At 66.5% G+C, this 13390-nt stretch carries 13 protein-coding genes; 4 read left to right on the top strand and 9 right to left on the bottom strand.

Annotation, left to right across the window (positions count from 1 at the left end):
* Positions 1 to 60: 60 nt before the first annotated feature.
* The 6 genes from NOV74_RS06190 to pyrR are packed head-to-tail and all read right to left on the bottom strand — an operon-like array spanning position 61 to position 5726.
* Positions 61 to 1677 (bottom strand): PAS domain S-box protein, encoded by a 1617-nt coding sequence (locus NOV74_RS06190; protein WP_257310203.1) that lies wholly within the window; start codon positions 1675 to 1677, stop codon positions 61 to 63.
* Between the two features lie 9 nt (positions 1678 to 1686).
* Positions 1687 to 3210: a 2,3-bisphosphoglycerate-independent phosphoglycerate mutase gene (gene gpmI / locus NOV74_RS06185; RefSeq protein WP_257310201.1), complete on the bottom strand. Its 1524-nt coding sequence runs from the start codon at positions 3208 to 3210 to the stop codon at positions 1687 to 1689.
* Positions 3211 to 3217: 7 nt separating this feature from the next.
* Complete coding sequence (locus NOV74_RS06180; protein WP_257310199.1) at positions 3218 to 3712, bottom strand: ORF6N domain-containing protein; 495 nt, start codon at positions 3710 to 3712, stop codon at positions 3218 to 3220.
* Between the two features lie 9 nt (positions 3713 to 3721).
* On the bottom strand, positions 3722 to 4225 hold the full coding sequence (locus NOV74_RS06175) for an ORF6N domain-containing protein (RefSeq protein ID WP_257310197.1): 504 nt from the start codon (positions 4223 to 4225) through the stop codon (positions 3722 to 3724).
* Positions 4225 to 5184 (bottom strand): aspartate carbamoyltransferase catalytic subunit, encoded by a 960-nt coding sequence (locus tag NOV74_RS06170; protein ID WP_257310195.1) that lies wholly within the window; start codon positions 5182 to 5184, stop codon positions 4225 to 4227. The genes NOV74_RS06175 and NOV74_RS06170 overlap by 1 nt, the downstream gene beginning before the upstream one ends.
* Positions 5184 to 5726 (bottom strand): bifunctional pyr operon transcriptional regulator/uracil phosphoribosyltransferase PyrR, encoded by a 543-nt coding sequence (pyrR, locus tag NOV74_RS06165; protein ID WP_257310194.1) that lies wholly within the window; start codon positions 5724 to 5726, stop codon positions 5184 to 5186. The genes NOV74_RS06170 and pyrR overlap by 1 nt, the downstream gene beginning before the upstream one ends.
* A 208-nt stretch (positions 5727 to 5934) precedes the next feature.
* On the opposite strand from pyrR, the gene NOV74_RS15460 reads away from it, so the two are divergent.
* Positions 5935 to 6291, top strand: coding sequence for a response regulator (locus NOV74_RS15460; protein ID WP_257310193.1), 357 nt, complete (start codon positions 5935 to 5937; stop codon positions 6289 to 6291).
* Between the two features lie 98 nt (positions 6292 to 6389).
* Entirely contained in the window at positions 6390 to 7691 is a 1302-nt protein-coding gene (gene asnS / locus NOV74_RS06155; RefSeq protein WP_257310191.1) for an asparagine--tRNA ligase, read from the top strand.
* A 351-nt stretch (positions 7692 to 8042) separates the two neighbouring features.
* Here the strand turns inward: asnS and NOV74_RS06150 are convergent, their stop codons facing one another.
* On the bottom strand, positions 8043 to 8312 hold the full coding sequence (locus NOV74_RS06150; RefSeq protein ID WP_257310189.1) for a DUF493 family protein: 270 nt from the start codon (positions 8310 to 8312) through the stop codon (positions 8043 to 8045).
* Positions 8313 to 8359: 47 nt separating this feature from the next.
* On the opposite strand from NOV74_RS06150, the gene NOV74_RS06145 reads away from it, so the two are divergent.
* The gene (locus tag NOV74_RS06145; protein ID WP_257310187.1) at positions 8360 to 9796 is read left to right on the top strand and encodes a pyridoxal phosphate-dependent decarboxylase family protein; all 1437 of its coding nucleotides are present in this window, start codon (positions 8360 to 8362) and stop codon (positions 9794 to 9796) included.
* 43 nt (positions 9797 to 9839) lie between these two features.
* Here the strand turns inward: NOV74_RS06145 and NOV74_RS06140 are convergent, their stop codons facing one another.
* Positions 9840 to 10115, bottom strand: a complete 276-nt coding sequence (locus NOV74_RS06140; protein ID WP_243286548.1) for an HU family DNA-binding protein — start codon at positions 10113 to 10115, stop codon at positions 9840 to 9842.
* Positions 10116 to 10164: 49 nt separating this feature from the next.
* Complete coding sequence (locus NOV74_RS06135) at positions 10165 to 11403, bottom strand: type IV pilus twitching motility protein PilT (protein ID WP_257310178.1); 1239 nt, start codon at positions 11401 to 11403, stop codon at positions 10165 to 10167.
* Between the two features lie 144 nt (positions 11404 to 11547).
* Between NOV74_RS06135 and typA the strand changes: the two genes are divergently transcribed.
* Entirely contained in the window at positions 11548 to 13374 is a 1827-nt protein-coding gene (typA, locus tag NOV74_RS06130; RefSeq protein WP_257310177.1) for a translational GTPase TypA, read from the top strand.
* Positions 13375 to 13390 lie beyond the last annotated feature (16 nt).

Here is a 13390-nt window from a genome sequence, read left to right as displayed (position 1 = left end):
CGGTGCCTCGCCCTTCGGGCTTCGTCTTCGGCAAAGTGGCCCTCCGCTTTCGCTCCGTGCTCACGACCTTTCCCCTTCAGACTTCTGGGCGCGGCGCGCCTGGATCTCGTCCCGGAATCTCTGGGCGCATTCGGGGCAGACGCCATGGGTGAAGGTGGCTTCCGTGTGTTCGGACAGGTAGGTCTCGATCTGGCTCCAGTAGCCGTGGTCGTCACGCACCTTCTTGCACTGGCTGCAGATGGGGAGCAGGCCGCTGAGCTGTTTCACGTCGGCCAGCGCATGGGTGAGATCCTGGATCAGGCGCTCGCGCTCCACCTCCATGCGCCTCCGTTCGGTGATGTCCCGGGTGACGCCCTGGAAGCCAAGCAGGTGGCCATCCTCGCCCCACACGAGCCGCCACTGGGCCTCCACCTGGATTTCCCGGCCGTCCTTGTGCTTCACGTTCGCCTGGAGCAGGTCCTGCTCAAAAGGCTGGGAGCCGGGAGGGAGCTGGCGGGCCTTATCCATCCGTTCCCGGAACGCCTCGCTGCCTTTCCTGGACAGCGCTCGTTCCTCGGGGCTCAGGGCCATGAACTCCTCGGCGGTCCAGCCGCGTTGGCGGAGGATGGAGGGGCTGATGTAGGTGAGGCGGCCCTCGGGATCCATGGACCAGATGACATCCGTGGCGTTCTCGGCCAGCAGTCGGTACCGGGCCTCCTGGGCGGCCAGGCGCTCCTGGTCCGCCAGTTGGCGGACCCAGGAGGCCCGGGCCTGCCAGCCCAGCGCCAGCGTCAGGGTGACCACCCCCAGCAGCGCCAAGACGACGAAGGCGACCTGGTGGCGCCAGGTCCGGAGGTACTCCCGCTGGGCCAGGCCCACCAGGATGAAAAAGCGGGGTTGTTCGGCCCTCCGCAGCGTGTAGGTCCGGCGGAGGCCGTCCAGGACCGAATTCTCAGTGAACTGCAGGAAGGCGCGATCTGACCGCACCGCCTCCAGATAGGTGCCGGTGACGCGGGTATCGCCAGTCCTCTGCTGCTGCCCGGCGAAGTCGGGGTAGCGGGCGAGCAGGCTGAGGTCCTCACCGCGCAGGGACACCGAGCCCCATCGGCCCACATCCAACCGGGACATGGTTCGGGTCAGCTGCTCCGTCGGGAGGGTCGCGATGACGACGCCGAGGAAGCCACCGTCGGCGCGTTCGAGTCGGCGGGCCAGGATGATGGCCCAGGCCCCGTCGGGGCCCCTGACTGGCCGCGAGATGAGCAGGCCTGCCTCGGGAGCCTCCTTGAAGCGAAGGAAGAGGGGCTGGCCGGCCACCTCCACCATGGCCGAGGCCGGGGCGGCGTGGACGATGGCCCCTGCTGCATTGGCGATCTGGAGGGAATGGAGGATCCCCGCCCGTTGGAACTGGGCCTGGATGAGGGCGTCCAGCCTCTGGCCACGAGGGTCATGGCGGGCTTCATCCTGGATCGACTGGATGGTCAGGTCGATCCTCTGGATGGTGTCGGCCACGTTGTCTTCCAGCACCTGGCTCAGGTTCTGGGTGGTGGCTTCCGCCCGTTCCACATAGTGCCGATAGCTCAGGGTCAGCACCCAGATGGCGGCAGCCACGGCCAGCAGGTTGAACACGGCCAGCAACGCCCCCATCGCCTTGATGAAGGTCGAAGGCGTGATGCGTGATGGGCGGGGCGTGTCGCTCATGGGGCTCAGCTAGAAGAGGCTCTTCCCATCCATGGCGGCGGGTTGGGGGAGGCCGATCAGCTTCAGGAGGGTGGGCGCCACGTCGCTGAGGGCGCCGCCACTGCGTAGCTGGCGGGCCTCGAAGCCCTGGGCCACCAGGACCGCAGGGACGGGATTCAAGGTGTGGGAAGTATGGGGGTTGCCAGCCTCGTCCCGCATGCACTCGCAGTTCCCGTGATCGGCGGTGATGAAGAGGGCGCCCCCCATGGCCAAGGTGGCGTCCGTGATGCGACCCACGGCCGCGTCGATGGCCTCGCAGGCCGTGACTGAGGCGGCCAGATCGCCGGTGTGGCCGATCATGTCCGGGTTGGCCAGGTTGCAGACCAGCAGGCGGTACTGGTCCGAGCGGATGGCGGCTTCCAGCCCCTGGCTCACCTCCGCGAGGCTCATTTCGGGCTGCAGGTCGTAGGTCGCCACTTTGGGGGAGGGCACGAGGCGGCGTTCTTCGCCTTCGAAGGGCGCCTCCTGACCGCCGTTGAAGAAGTAGGTGACGTGGGCGTACTTCTCCGTCTCGGCCGTGCGGAACTGCCGCCAGCCCTGCTCGCTGATGAGCTCGCCGAGGATGTGGTCCAGGCTCTGGGGCGGATAGGCCACGGAGATGTAGGGCGCCAACTCGATGTCATAGGCGGTGAAGGTCACGAGCTGCACCTTGGGGCGGTGTTTCGGCACGAAGCCCGCGAAGTCGGGATGCACCAGGGCGTGGCACATCTGGCGGGCCCGGTCGGCGCGGAAGTTGAACCACAGCACGCCGTCGCCATCGACGATGGGGTGGAAGGCCTCGAGCTTGGTCGGAGCCACGAACTCGTCGGTTTCGCCCCGGGCGTAGGCGGCGGCGATGGCCGCCAGGGCGTCCGGCGCCTGGTGGGGGGCTTCGCCATCCACGTAGAGCCTCCAGGCCTGTTCCGTGCGGTCCCAGCGCTTGTCCCGGTCCATGGCTGTGTAGCGCCCACAGACGGAACCGATGGTCACCAGGGGGCAGGCCCGCAGCTGGAAGGTGAGCCACTGGAGGAAGCCGTCGGCGCTCTTCTGGCCGGTGTCGCGGCCATCGGTAATGGCGTGGATGGTCGTCGGCACGCCCTCCGCCTGGGCCCACTGGGCGAGGGCGGCCAGATGGGTCTGGTGGCTGTGGACGCCGCCGTCGCTCACCAGGCCCATGAGGTGCAGGCGCTTGCCCGAAGCCTTGAGACTGGCCAGCAGGGCGCCCATGGCGGGGTTCTCCCGGAAGGTGCCCCGTCGGATGGCGGCATCGATGCGAGTGAGCTCCTGCCACACCACGCGACCCGCGCCGAGGTTCATGTGGCCCACTTCCGAGTTGCCGAACTGCCCGTCCGGCAGGCCCACGGCCTCGCCGCTGGTGAGGAGTTGCGTCGTCGCGTAGGCCTTCCGCAGCGCGTTGAAGCGCGGCATGGCCGCCACGAAGGTGGCATCGAAGGCATTCCGGGGGCCATCGCCGAAACCATCGAGGATGAGCAGGGTGATGGGGCCGGAGATCATGGGAAATTCATCCTTTCTTCGCGTCGCGCTGGCGGCTCTTCAGCCCGTGCGGAAGGTTCTCTTCCGTGATGAAGCCGATGGGGCGCTGCGGGGGGACACCCTCGACCTCCTCACCCTGGATGATCTTCAGGACCATCTCCAGCTTCTGCTCCAGGGCGGTCACCCGCAGGGACAGCTCCGCCTGTCCGGTCAGCACGTGGCGCGCCTCGGCGAAGGCGGGGATGAGGACCAGCAGGGCCGGCTCATGAGTGGGGACCAGGCCCGTCAGCAGGGCCGCCCCGGCCTCGGTGAAGGCCAGCACCGGCGCGTCGGGGATGTGTTGGCGTTCCTCGGCTGTGAGGTGGAAGACCAGCGTCTCGGGGAAGCGATCGGGATGGGCCGCCACCAGGGCGGTCAGGTCCTTGAGTTCCAGGCCCAGCTGATCCGCCAAGGCCTTGTCCGGCAGGGCAGCGGCATCCCTGACCCAGAGCAGGCGGGAGAGAATTTCGACGGGAGCGGCCATGGCTATCTCTTATTTCTTCGGACGGAAGCCAATGGGCTTCTTGGCTGGGAGTGGGGGTTCCATCAGGTCCCGGATCGCCTCGAAAACCACCCGGAACTGGCCATCATATTTACGCTCCAGGGCTTCCAGCTTTCGGGCGAGGTCTGCATGCGTAGCCAGCATGGTACGCAGCAGGGTGAACGCCCGCATGATGGAGATGTTGACCTGGATGGCACGTTCGCTGTTGAGCACACTGGAGAGCATGGCCACACCCAGTTCGGTGAAGGCGTAGGGTGGGGTGCGCCTGCCACCCCAGGAACTTGAAATCACAGATTGTGATTTCAAGTCCGCCCACTCGTCTTCGCTGAGTTGGAACATGAAATCGACGGGAAATCTCTGGCTATTCCGTTTAACCGCCTGGATGAGGACCCGCGTCTCAACGCCATAAAGGGTTGCAAGGTCCGCATCTAATAACACCCGCTCCTTCCGGAAGAGGTGGATGGAGTGGAGGATCCGCTCTGCGGGGAGGGCCATCAGGGCACCTGCTCCCCATGCGGATGGGACAGCAGGTAGAGGACGGCCATGCGGACGGGCACGCCGTTCGTCACCTGGTCGAGGATCAGGTTGTTGGGGCCATCGGCCACGTCGCTGGTGATCTCCAGGCCGCGGTTGATGGGGCCGGGGTGCAGCACCACCACATCCTTCTTGGCCTGCTTCATGCGAGCGGGGTTGAGCTGGAAGAACCGGCTGTACTCGCCCTGGCCGGGGATGTACGCGCCGGTGCCACGCTCGAACTGGGCGCGCAGCATCATGATGGCGTTCTGTTCGGGAATTACGGCGTCAAAGTCGTGGTTGATCGCGATGCCCGGCCAGGTGGCCTTCAACTCCTGGGGCACCAGCGTCGGCGGACCCACCAGGGTGACTTTGACGCCCATGCGGGTGAGCAGCCAGAGGTTCGAGCGCACCACGCGGCTATTGCGGATGTCGCCCACGATGGCCACCCGCAGGCCCTCCAGGCTGCCGAAGTGCTTGCGGAGGGTATAGGCGTCCAGCAGGGCCTGAGTGGGATGCTCGTGGGCGCCGTCCCCTGCGTTCACGATGCTGGCCTTCATGTGCCGGGCCAGCAGCGCGTGCGCCCCGGGGGCGCTGTGGCGCATGACGATGAGGTCCGGGTGCATGGCCTCCAGGTTCATGGCCGTGTCGATGAGGGTCTCGCCCTTGTTGAGGCTGCTGGTGTCGGCGTCGAAGTTGATGATTTCGGCGGACAGGCGCTTCTCGGCAATCTCGAAGCTGTTGCGGGTGCGCGTGCTGTTCTCGAAGAACAGGTTCACCACCAGCTTCTTGCGCAGGGCGGGGACGATCTTGATGCTGGGACGTTCGCAGACCTCCTCGAAGGCCCGGGCCTGGTCAAGGATGGCGGTGATGTCCTGCGGGCTGAGGGGCTCGATGCCCAGCAGGTGCTTGTGGGGGAAGACGTAGCGTTCGGACGTCATCAGCAGGTCTCCACGGTCACACCGTCTTCGCCATCAATTTCCTTCAGCCGCACCGCCACCCGGTGGCCTGGGGGCACCTCCACCCGCAGGCCGGCAAAGTCGGCCTGGATGGGCAGCTCCCGGCCGCTGCGATCGGCCATCACCAGCAGCATCACCCGGCGGGGGCGGCCGTGATCCAGCAGGGCGTCCAGGGCGGCCCGGACCGTGCGGCCCGTGTAGAGCACGTCGTCCACCAGCACCACCGTGCGCTCCTTCAGGGTGAAGGGGATCTCCGTCGGGCGAACGATGGGACTGCCCACCATCTCCGTGAGGTCGTCCCGATAGAGGGTGATGTCCAGGGCGCCCACGGGGACCTGCGTCCCGGTTTGGGCCCGTAGCAGGGTGGCCAACCGCTCGGCCAGGGGCAAGCCGCGGGAGCGGATGCCCAGAAGGACCACTTCCTCCTCTGGTTGCAGACGGGCCACCAGATCCGCGGCCAAGCGCTGGAGGGTGGCTTCCATCTGGCCGGGGTCCATGGGGCAGGGGCCTTGGGCGTCGGGCATGGAACCTCCGGGGTGCGCCCCCGCGGGGCGCGCGCGCGGTCTCAAGTCTAGCCGAGGCCGGACCCGGGCCGGGGGCCCCAGAGCCCCAGATTTGAAGCCGTTCCCAATCCGCCGCCGTGAGGCGACAATTCGTAAGCCTTCCCGTCCTTCCTCTCGCCGAGGTGGCACCGCCACTCCGGCGATCCAGCCCTCCCTTCCTGGAGACCTCGTGAAAATCCTCGTGGTGGACGATTCCCCGACGATGCGGCGCATCATCATCGGCAACCTCGTCCGTATGGGCCACCCGGACGCGGTGGAGGGCGAGAACGGCCGGGTCGGACTGGAAAAGCTCGCCCAGGGCGGCGTGGACCTGATCATCACCGACTGGGACATGCCGGAGATGAACGGGCTGGAGTTCGTCCGGGCGGTGCGGAGCCAGGACACCACCCTCCCCATCCTCATGGTGACCACCCATGCGGCCACGGAGGACATCCTCCAGGCCCTCCAGGCCGGCGTGAACACCTACGTGGTGAAGCCGTTCACCCTGGAGGGGCTCCAGGCGAAGATCAACTCGCTCTTCGAGTAGGGGCCGGACCCGGGGCCCAGGCGCAGCCTGCCGGAACGACGGGCCCTGGAGCCATCCCGCCGCTCCGGGCACAATAGAGGTTTGGCCCTGGAGTCCCCGTGAGCAGCCAGCCCTTCACCGAAGTCCGATTCCTCGCCGGCCAGGTCGGCGAGACCGTCCGGCTGCGGGGCTGGGTCCGCAATGCCCGCACCAGCAAGACCCGGTTCATCGACCTGCGGGATGGTTCCGGCTTCGTCCAGTGCGTGGTGGGCGCCGCCGAGGCCGATCCTGAGAGCTACGAACTGGCCGGGAAGCTCACCCAGGAGGCCGCCATCGCCGTGACGGGCGTCGTCCAGTTGCATCCGAAGACCGGCCAGCCCGAGTTGCTGGTGAAGTCCCTGGAACTCATCGGCGGCAGCACCGATTTCCCCATCACGCCCAAGGAGCACGGCACCGAGTTCCTCATGGAGAACCGCCACCTCTGGCTGCGCAGCAAGCGCCAATGGGCCATCCTCCGCATCCGTCACACCCTGGTGAAGGGCATCCGCGATTTCTTCGACGGCGACGGCTTCACGCTGCTGGACGCGCCCATCCTCACGCCCAGCGCCTGCGAAGGCACCAGCACGCTGTTCGGGACGGAATACTTCCATGAGGGCATGGCCTTCCTCAGCCAGTCCGGCCAGCTCTACCAGGAGCCGGGCATCGCCGCCTTCGGCAAGGTCTACTGCTTCGGTCCCACCTTCCGCGCCGAGAAGAGCAAGACCCGCCGCCACCTCACGGAATTCTGGATGGTGGAGCCCGAAGTGGCCTTCGCCCACCTGGATGACGTGATGGCCCTGGGCGAGCGCATGACCAAGTTCCTGATCCAGCGCGTGCTGGAAAGCCGCCAGGAGGAGCTGAAGATCCTCGAGCGCGACCTCGCGCCCCTGGAAACCGCCGTGAGCACCACCTTCGACCGCATGACCTACACCGAGGCCGTGGAGAAGCTGAAGGCGCTCGGCAGCGACATCAACTGGGGCGAGGACTTCGGCAACGACGACGAGACCATGCTCATGAACGCCACGGACAAGCCCCTCTGGGTGCACCGCTTCCCCAAGGCGTTCAAGGCCTTCTACATGGAGCCCGATCCCCAGGACCCCCGGCTGGCCCTGGGCGCCGATCTGCTGGCACCTGAAGGCTACGGCGAGGTCATCGGCGGCGGCGAGCGCGCCTCAAGCCTCCAGTACCTCCTGGACCAGATCGAGCACGAAGGCCTGAACCGCGCCGACTACGAGTGGTATCTGGACGTCCGCAAGTACGGCAGCGTCCCCCACGCCGGCTTCGGCATGGGCCTCGAGCGCGCCGTGGCGTGGATCTGCAAGCTGCCGCACGTGAGAGAGACCATTCCGTACCCTCGCATGATGGGGACACTCAGGCCGTAGCGCTCGGCCACGAATCCGCTCCCGCAACGCGATCGCGGGCGGCAGCCTCCGCAGGGCTGCGCCCTGCTCCGACTCGGGCCAGCGGGTCCCCGCGCCGCGGGCTGCCGATGCAGCCCGCTCTGCGACCCGCTTCGTCCCTCGCCGCACGTGCGCGAGACCATTCCGTTTCCCCGCATGATGGGGACGTTGAGGACCTGACCAGCCTGATTCCCAGCGCGCGGGCTGCGCCTGTGCGTATGAAAACCGCTGCGCGGTTTTCGTCGAAGAGGCAAGCTGGTGTGCGGTGAATGAGGCCGCGCTTGTCGTTTCGCGCGGAACGCGCCTACAAAAATCGCGCAGCGATTTTCGCCCTCACAACTGCATTACAACCCCAGGAAGCTTCTGAATCGCCTCCCGCAGCGGAGTTTCCTTCGTGGCGTCGGGCAGGGTGATCCAGAAGGTGTAGCTGATGAAGGAGCCCTTGCAGTTGGCGGTGTGCTGCTCGTCGCCTTCGGCCTGGGGGCCCAGGTGGGCGAGGATCAGCTCCATGACCATGTCGGGGCGCAGTTCCTCTTGGCGCCCGATGATCTTCATGGGGACGCGGGTTGGGTAGGTGATCTCGGGGCGGCGGCAAGCTTCCATAGTCTCCATTCTACCGTTTGCTAGGCTGAAGCGTTGGAGGGCCTCTCGTGCTGGATCGTCTGAAGGACCTGGAAGTGACCTCCCGGAGGCTGGACCCCGGCGCGGAGGACCGGGCCGCCTTGTGGGAGGCCACACGGACGTACGGCGAAACCTTCCTCCAGGCCCTCTCGGAGGCTCCGGCTTTCGTGCTGAAGGACCGGCCCGGGGCAGGGTTGGCGGAGTTCCCCATTCCTGAGGCTGGGCGGCCTTTCCTCAGCATCCTGGACACCCTGGCCGAACATGTGGATGGCGTCGGGGCCAACGGGGCCTCGGGCCGTCACCTGGCCTTCATTCCGCCCTCCTCGCTTTTCGCGGGCGCCTTGGGGGACCTGCTGGCGGCGCTCACCAACCGCTACGCGGCCTACTTCTTTGCCGGCCCCGGCGCGGTGCGCATGGAGAACCAGGTCCTCGCCTGGCTGGCCCGGGAGATGGGCCTGCCCGAGGGCAGCTCGGGCAATCTGGCCGCCGGCGGTAGCATGGCCCACCTGGTGGGGGTCTGCACGGCCCGGGAGGCGGCGGGCCTCAAGGCGGCGGATTATCCGAGGGCCTGCGTGTACCTGTCGGACCAGGCCCACCACTGCCTCGTGAAGGCCCTCCGGGTGGCCGGCATGGGCGAGGCGCCGGTGCGCGAGATCCCCACGGACGCTGACTTCCGCCTGCGGCCCGAGGCGCTGGAGGCGGCCATCCAGGCGGACCTCCGCGCGGGCCTGCGCCCCTGGCTGCTGGTACCCACCGCCGGCACCACCAACACCGGGGCGGTGGACCCCCTGGAAGCCTGTGCCGACCTGGCTGCCCGCCATGGCCTCTGGATGCACACGGATGGGGCCTACGGAGCCTCCTTCGCCCTGACGGACCTGGGGAAGGCCGCGCTTAAGGGCTTGGACCGCAGTGACAGCCTGGTGCTGGACCCCCACAAGGGGTTGTTCGCGCCCCTGGGCCTGGGGGCCCTGCTGACGCGCCACCTGGAGCCTCTGCGGAAGGCCCACGCCTTCCAGGCGGACTACCTGCCCTCGCCGCCGGAGGACCTGGAGGAACTGAGCCCCTCGGAAACCACGCTGGAGTTCAGCAAGCACGCACGGGCCCTGCGGCTGTGGCTGCCCCTGCAACTCCACGGCGTAGCGGCCTTTCGGGCGGCTCTGGAGGAAAAGCTGCTCCTGGCCAGGTACGCCTACGGGCGCCTTCAGGGGGTGCCCGGGGTGGACCCTGGCCCCGCCCCCCAGCTCAGCGTGCTGGCCTTCCGGTTTCTGCCCTCCTCCGGCGACGCGGACGCCTTCAACCAGGCCTTGCTGCAGCGCCTCACGGCCCAGGGCCGGGTCTTCCTCAGTGGCACTCGCCTGAACGGAGCTTTCCACTTGCGCCTAGCTATCCTCGCGGCGCGCACCCACAAGGACGAAGTGGACGAAGCCCTGGAGCGCCTCCAAACGGAAGCCGCCAGGTTGGCTTGATCGCAACCTTTGCCACCGCGCCACGTGTAAGCGTGGCGCGCGGCTAACCGACCTCGATCTCTCGCAGATCCTTCCCCGGCTTGAAGCGGATGCTCTTGCCCTTGGGGATCTGGACGCTGGCACCGGTCTTGATGTTCCGGCCCATGCCGCGCTTGCGGGGACGGGGCTCGAAGACGCCGAAGCCGCGGATCTCGATGCGGTGGCCGTTCAGGAGAGCGTCCTTGAGTCGCTCCGTGAGCAGGTCCACCACCTGGAGGGCGGTGGCGCGCGAGCAGGGATGAACCTTCATCAGCGAATTGGCGATGTCGATCTTGATCATCGGCGACCTCGGTTCGGGAGTGGGAGAGCCAGGATAAGGGGAAGAGAGCCTAACGTGCCAGGGTGATTTTCACGTCTGTGGTAGGAGGCATGGCCATGGGCATGCCGGGCGCGGGGGGATGGACCTGGGGTGTTTGGCCCCCACCCCCTTCCCGGCCACCGCCCTGGGAAATGGACATGCTGCGTTCCATGTTGGCTTTGGCCATGTCGGAGGAACCCATGACGCCTTCGAGGCGCAGCTTGAACTCGCCCACGTTGGTGGCGCGGAGCAGGGCCTCCTCCTCGGTGATGAGCCCTTGTTTGAGCAGGAAGTAGAGGCTCTGATCGAAGGTCTGCATGCCATATTGCGCCGTGCCCTGGGCGATGACGTCCTTCAGCATCTTGGTCTTGTCTTTGTCCTCGATGCAGGTGCGCACGGTCTCCGTGGCCACCATGACCTCCACGGCGGGGACGCGGCCCTGACCGTCGGCCCGGGGCACGAGTCGCTGGGAGATGATGCCCTTGAGCACCGCGGCCATCTGGAGGCGGATCTGCTTCTGGTGGTGGGGCGGGAACACGGAGATGACGCGGTTGATGGTCTCGGTGGCGTCCAGGGTGTGCAGGGTGCTGAAGACCAGGTGGCCGGTCTCCGCGGCGTGCAGGGCCGTCTCGATGGTCTCCAGGTCGCGCATCTCACCCACGAGGATCACGTCGGGATCCTGGCGGAGGGCGGCCCTGAGGGCGGTGGCGAAGGTCTTGCAGTCGGCTTCTACCTCGCGCTGGTTCACGATGCTGAGGTTGTCCCGGTGCAGGTATTCGATGGGGTCCTCGATGGTGAGGATGTGCTCGGATCGGGTGGCGTTGATGAGATCGATCATCGCGGCGAGGGTGGTCGACTTGCCGGAGCCGGTGGTGCCCGTCACCAACACCAAGCCGCGCTGTTCCTGGCAGATGGTCTTGAGCACTTTGGGGAGCATGAGGTCGTCGATGGTGTAGATCTTCCGGGGAATCACGCGCAGCACCAGACCCACGGTGCCCCGCTGGTTGAAGATGTTGCAGCGGAAGCGGCCCAGGCTCGGCACGGAATAGGCGATATCGAGGTCGAGGTTCTCCTTGAACTTCACTTTCTGTTTTTCGCTAGCCATGATGGCGTAGGCCATAGCGATGGTGTCCTCCTGCACCAGCCGCTTGAACTGCGTCATGGGGGTGAGTTTCCCCTTGATGCGGGCGATGGGGTGGTTGCCGACCTTGAGGTGGAGGTCGCTGGCGCCCTGCTCGCAGACCACGGTGAGCAGTTCGTTGATATGCATGAGGTTCTCCCGGTAAGGGTCCGCTTATCTTAGACCCCTTGCAGGGGAAGGGAAGGGGCTGGTGTTTAAGACTCGGAAAAGGCCGGGGAATCTGGTAAAATCGAAGGTTCTGCCCGGCCTATGCCTGGGCTGCCCGGGAGCAAGATGACCCCCCTCGAAAAGATCCGCAACATCGCCATCATTGCTCACGTCGATCATGGCAAGACCACCCTCGTGGACGCCCTGTTCAAGGGCGCCCACATGTTCCGGGACAACCAGCGGGTCCAGGAACGGGCCATGGACAGCAACGACCAGGAACGTGAACGCGGCATCACCATCCTGGCCAAGACGACCTCCCTGCACTGGAGCGGCTACCGCTTCAACATTGTGGACACCCCCGGCCACGCCGACTTCGGCGGCGAGGTGGAGCGTGTGCTCTCCATGGTGGATTCCGTGCTGCTGGTGGTGGATGCCTTCGACGGCCCCATGCCCCAGACCAAGTTCGTGACCCGCAAGGCGCTGGCCCTGGGGCTGCGGCCCATCGTGGTCATCAACAAGGTGGACCGCCCCGGCGCCCGCCCCGTGTGGTCCCAGGATCAGGTCTTCGACCTGCTGATCGAGCTGGGCGCCACCGAGGAACAGCTGGATTTCCCCTGCGTCTTCGCCAGCGCCAAGATGGGCTACGCCATGCTGGACATGAACGATGCCAGCGAGACCCTGGATCCCCTCTTCGACACCATCGTGAAGCACTGCCCCCACCCCAAGGGCAGCCCCGACGCGCCCCTCCAGATGCTCATCACCCTCATGGAGTGGAGCGACTTCGTGGGCCAGATCGGCATCGGCCGCATCGTGAACGGCCGCATCAAGGTGGGCGAGGCGGTGGCCCTGGTGAAGCGCGACGGCAGCATCCAGCAGCACAAAGTGACCCAGCTCTACGGCTTCGAGGGTCTGTCCCGCATCCAGCAGACGGAAGCCAGTGCCGGCGAGATCGTGGCCATCGCGGGCATCGCGGACATCCGGGTGGGCGAGACCATCGCGGATGCCGCCAGTCCGATCGCCCTTGAGTACGTGGACATCGACGAGCCCACCATCTCCATGATGTTCATGGTGAATGCCGGGCCTTTCGCCGGCCAGGACGGCAAGTTCATCCAGAGCCGCCGCATCCGCGAACGACTCCAGAAGGAACTCCAGCACAACGTGGCCTTGCGCGTGGAGGACACGGACAGTCCGGATTCCTTCAAGGTGAGCGGCCGCGGCGAGCTGCACCTCTCCGTGCTCATCGAGACCATGCGCCGTGAAGGCTTCGAGCTCTGCGTGAGCCGCCCCGAGGTGATCCTCCACACGGACCCCGTGACCGGCGAGAAGCTCGAGCCTTACGAGGACGTGACCATCGACATCCCCGAGGCCTACATGGGCGTGACCATGGAGCACATGGGCAACCGCAAGGCCGAGATGCAGGACATGGGCAACGAAGGCGGACGCCTGCGCCTGCACTTCAAGATCCCCAGCCGCGGCCTCATCGGCTTCCGCAACGAGTTCATGACCGATACCCGCGGCGAAGGCCTCATCCACAGCCTATTCAGCCACTACGGCCCCCACAAGGGCGAGCTGGTCAGCCGCAAGAACGGCGTGCTCATCAGCATGGAGCAGTGCGAGGCCGTGGGCTTCGCCCTCATGAACCTGGAGGAGCGGGGTGTCATCTTCATCCAGCCCGGGACCAAGTGCTACGAGGGCATGATCGTGGGCGAGCACGCCCGCGAGAACGACCTGGTGGTGAACGTGGCCAAGGCCAAGAAGCTGTCGAACATGCGCTCCAGCGGCAGCGACGAGGCGACCCGCATCACCCCGCCCCGGGAGCACACCCTGGAGCAGGCGCTGGAATACATCGAGGCGGATGAGCTGGTGGAAGTGACCCCCAACTTCATCCGCATGCGCAAGCGGGTGCTGGACACGAGCGAAAGAAAGAAGTCGGAGAAGCGGTCCGAAGCGTAAGCTCACCGGATCCCTT

Origin of the sequence: Geothrix fuzhouensis (assembly GCF_024609325.1) — a bacterium.
In the GTDB taxonomy this organism is placed as follows: domain Bacteria; phylum Acidobacteriota; class Holophagae; order Holophagales; family Holophagaceae; genus Geothrix; species Geothrix fuzhouensis.
Note: the sequence above shows the minus strand (reverse complement) of the source record. Positions and strands in the feature narration are given on the sequence as shown.

Excerpts from the sequence above, each read along its gene's own strand:
- NOV74_RS06190 (WP_257310203.1), bottom strand. The coding sequence starts at position 1,677 with ATGAGCGACACGCCCCGCCCATCACGCATCACGCCTTCGACCTTCATC.
- gpmI (WP_257310201.1), bottom strand. The coding sequence starts at position 3,210 with ATGATCTCCGGCCCCATCACCCTGCTCATCCTCGATGGTTTCGGCGAT.
- NOV74_RS06180 (WP_257310199.1), bottom strand. The coding sequence starts at position 3,712 with ATGGCCGCTCCCGTCGAAATTCTCTCCCGCCTGCTCTGGGTCAGGGAT.
- NOV74_RS06175 (WP_257310197.1), bottom strand. The coding sequence starts at position 4,225 with ATGGCCCTCCCCGCAGAGCGGATCCTCCACTCCATCCACCTCTTCCGG.
- NOV74_RS06170 (WP_257310195.1), bottom strand. The coding sequence starts at position 5,184 with ATGACGTCCGAACGCTACGTCTTCCCCCACAAGCACCTGCTGGGCATC.
- pyrR (WP_257310194.1), bottom strand. The coding sequence starts at position 5,726 with ATGCCCGACGCCCAAGGCCCCTGCCCCATGGACCCCGGCCAGATGGAA.
- NOV74_RS06150 (WP_257310189.1), bottom strand. The coding sequence starts at position 8,312 with ATGGAAGCTTGCCGCCGCCCCGAGATCACCTACCCAACCCGCGTCCCC.
- NOV74_RS06140 (WP_243286548.1), bottom strand. The coding sequence starts at position 10,115 with ATGATCAAGATCGACATCGCCAATTCGCTGATGAAGGTTCATCCCTGC.
- NOV74_RS06135 (WP_257310178.1), bottom strand. The coding sequence starts at position 11,403 with ATGCATATCAACGAACTGCTCACCGTGGTCTGCGAGCAGGGCGCCAGC.
- typA (WP_257310177.1), top strand. The coding sequence starts at position 11,548 with ATGACCCCCCTCGAAAAGATCCGCAACATCGCCATCATTGCTCACGTC.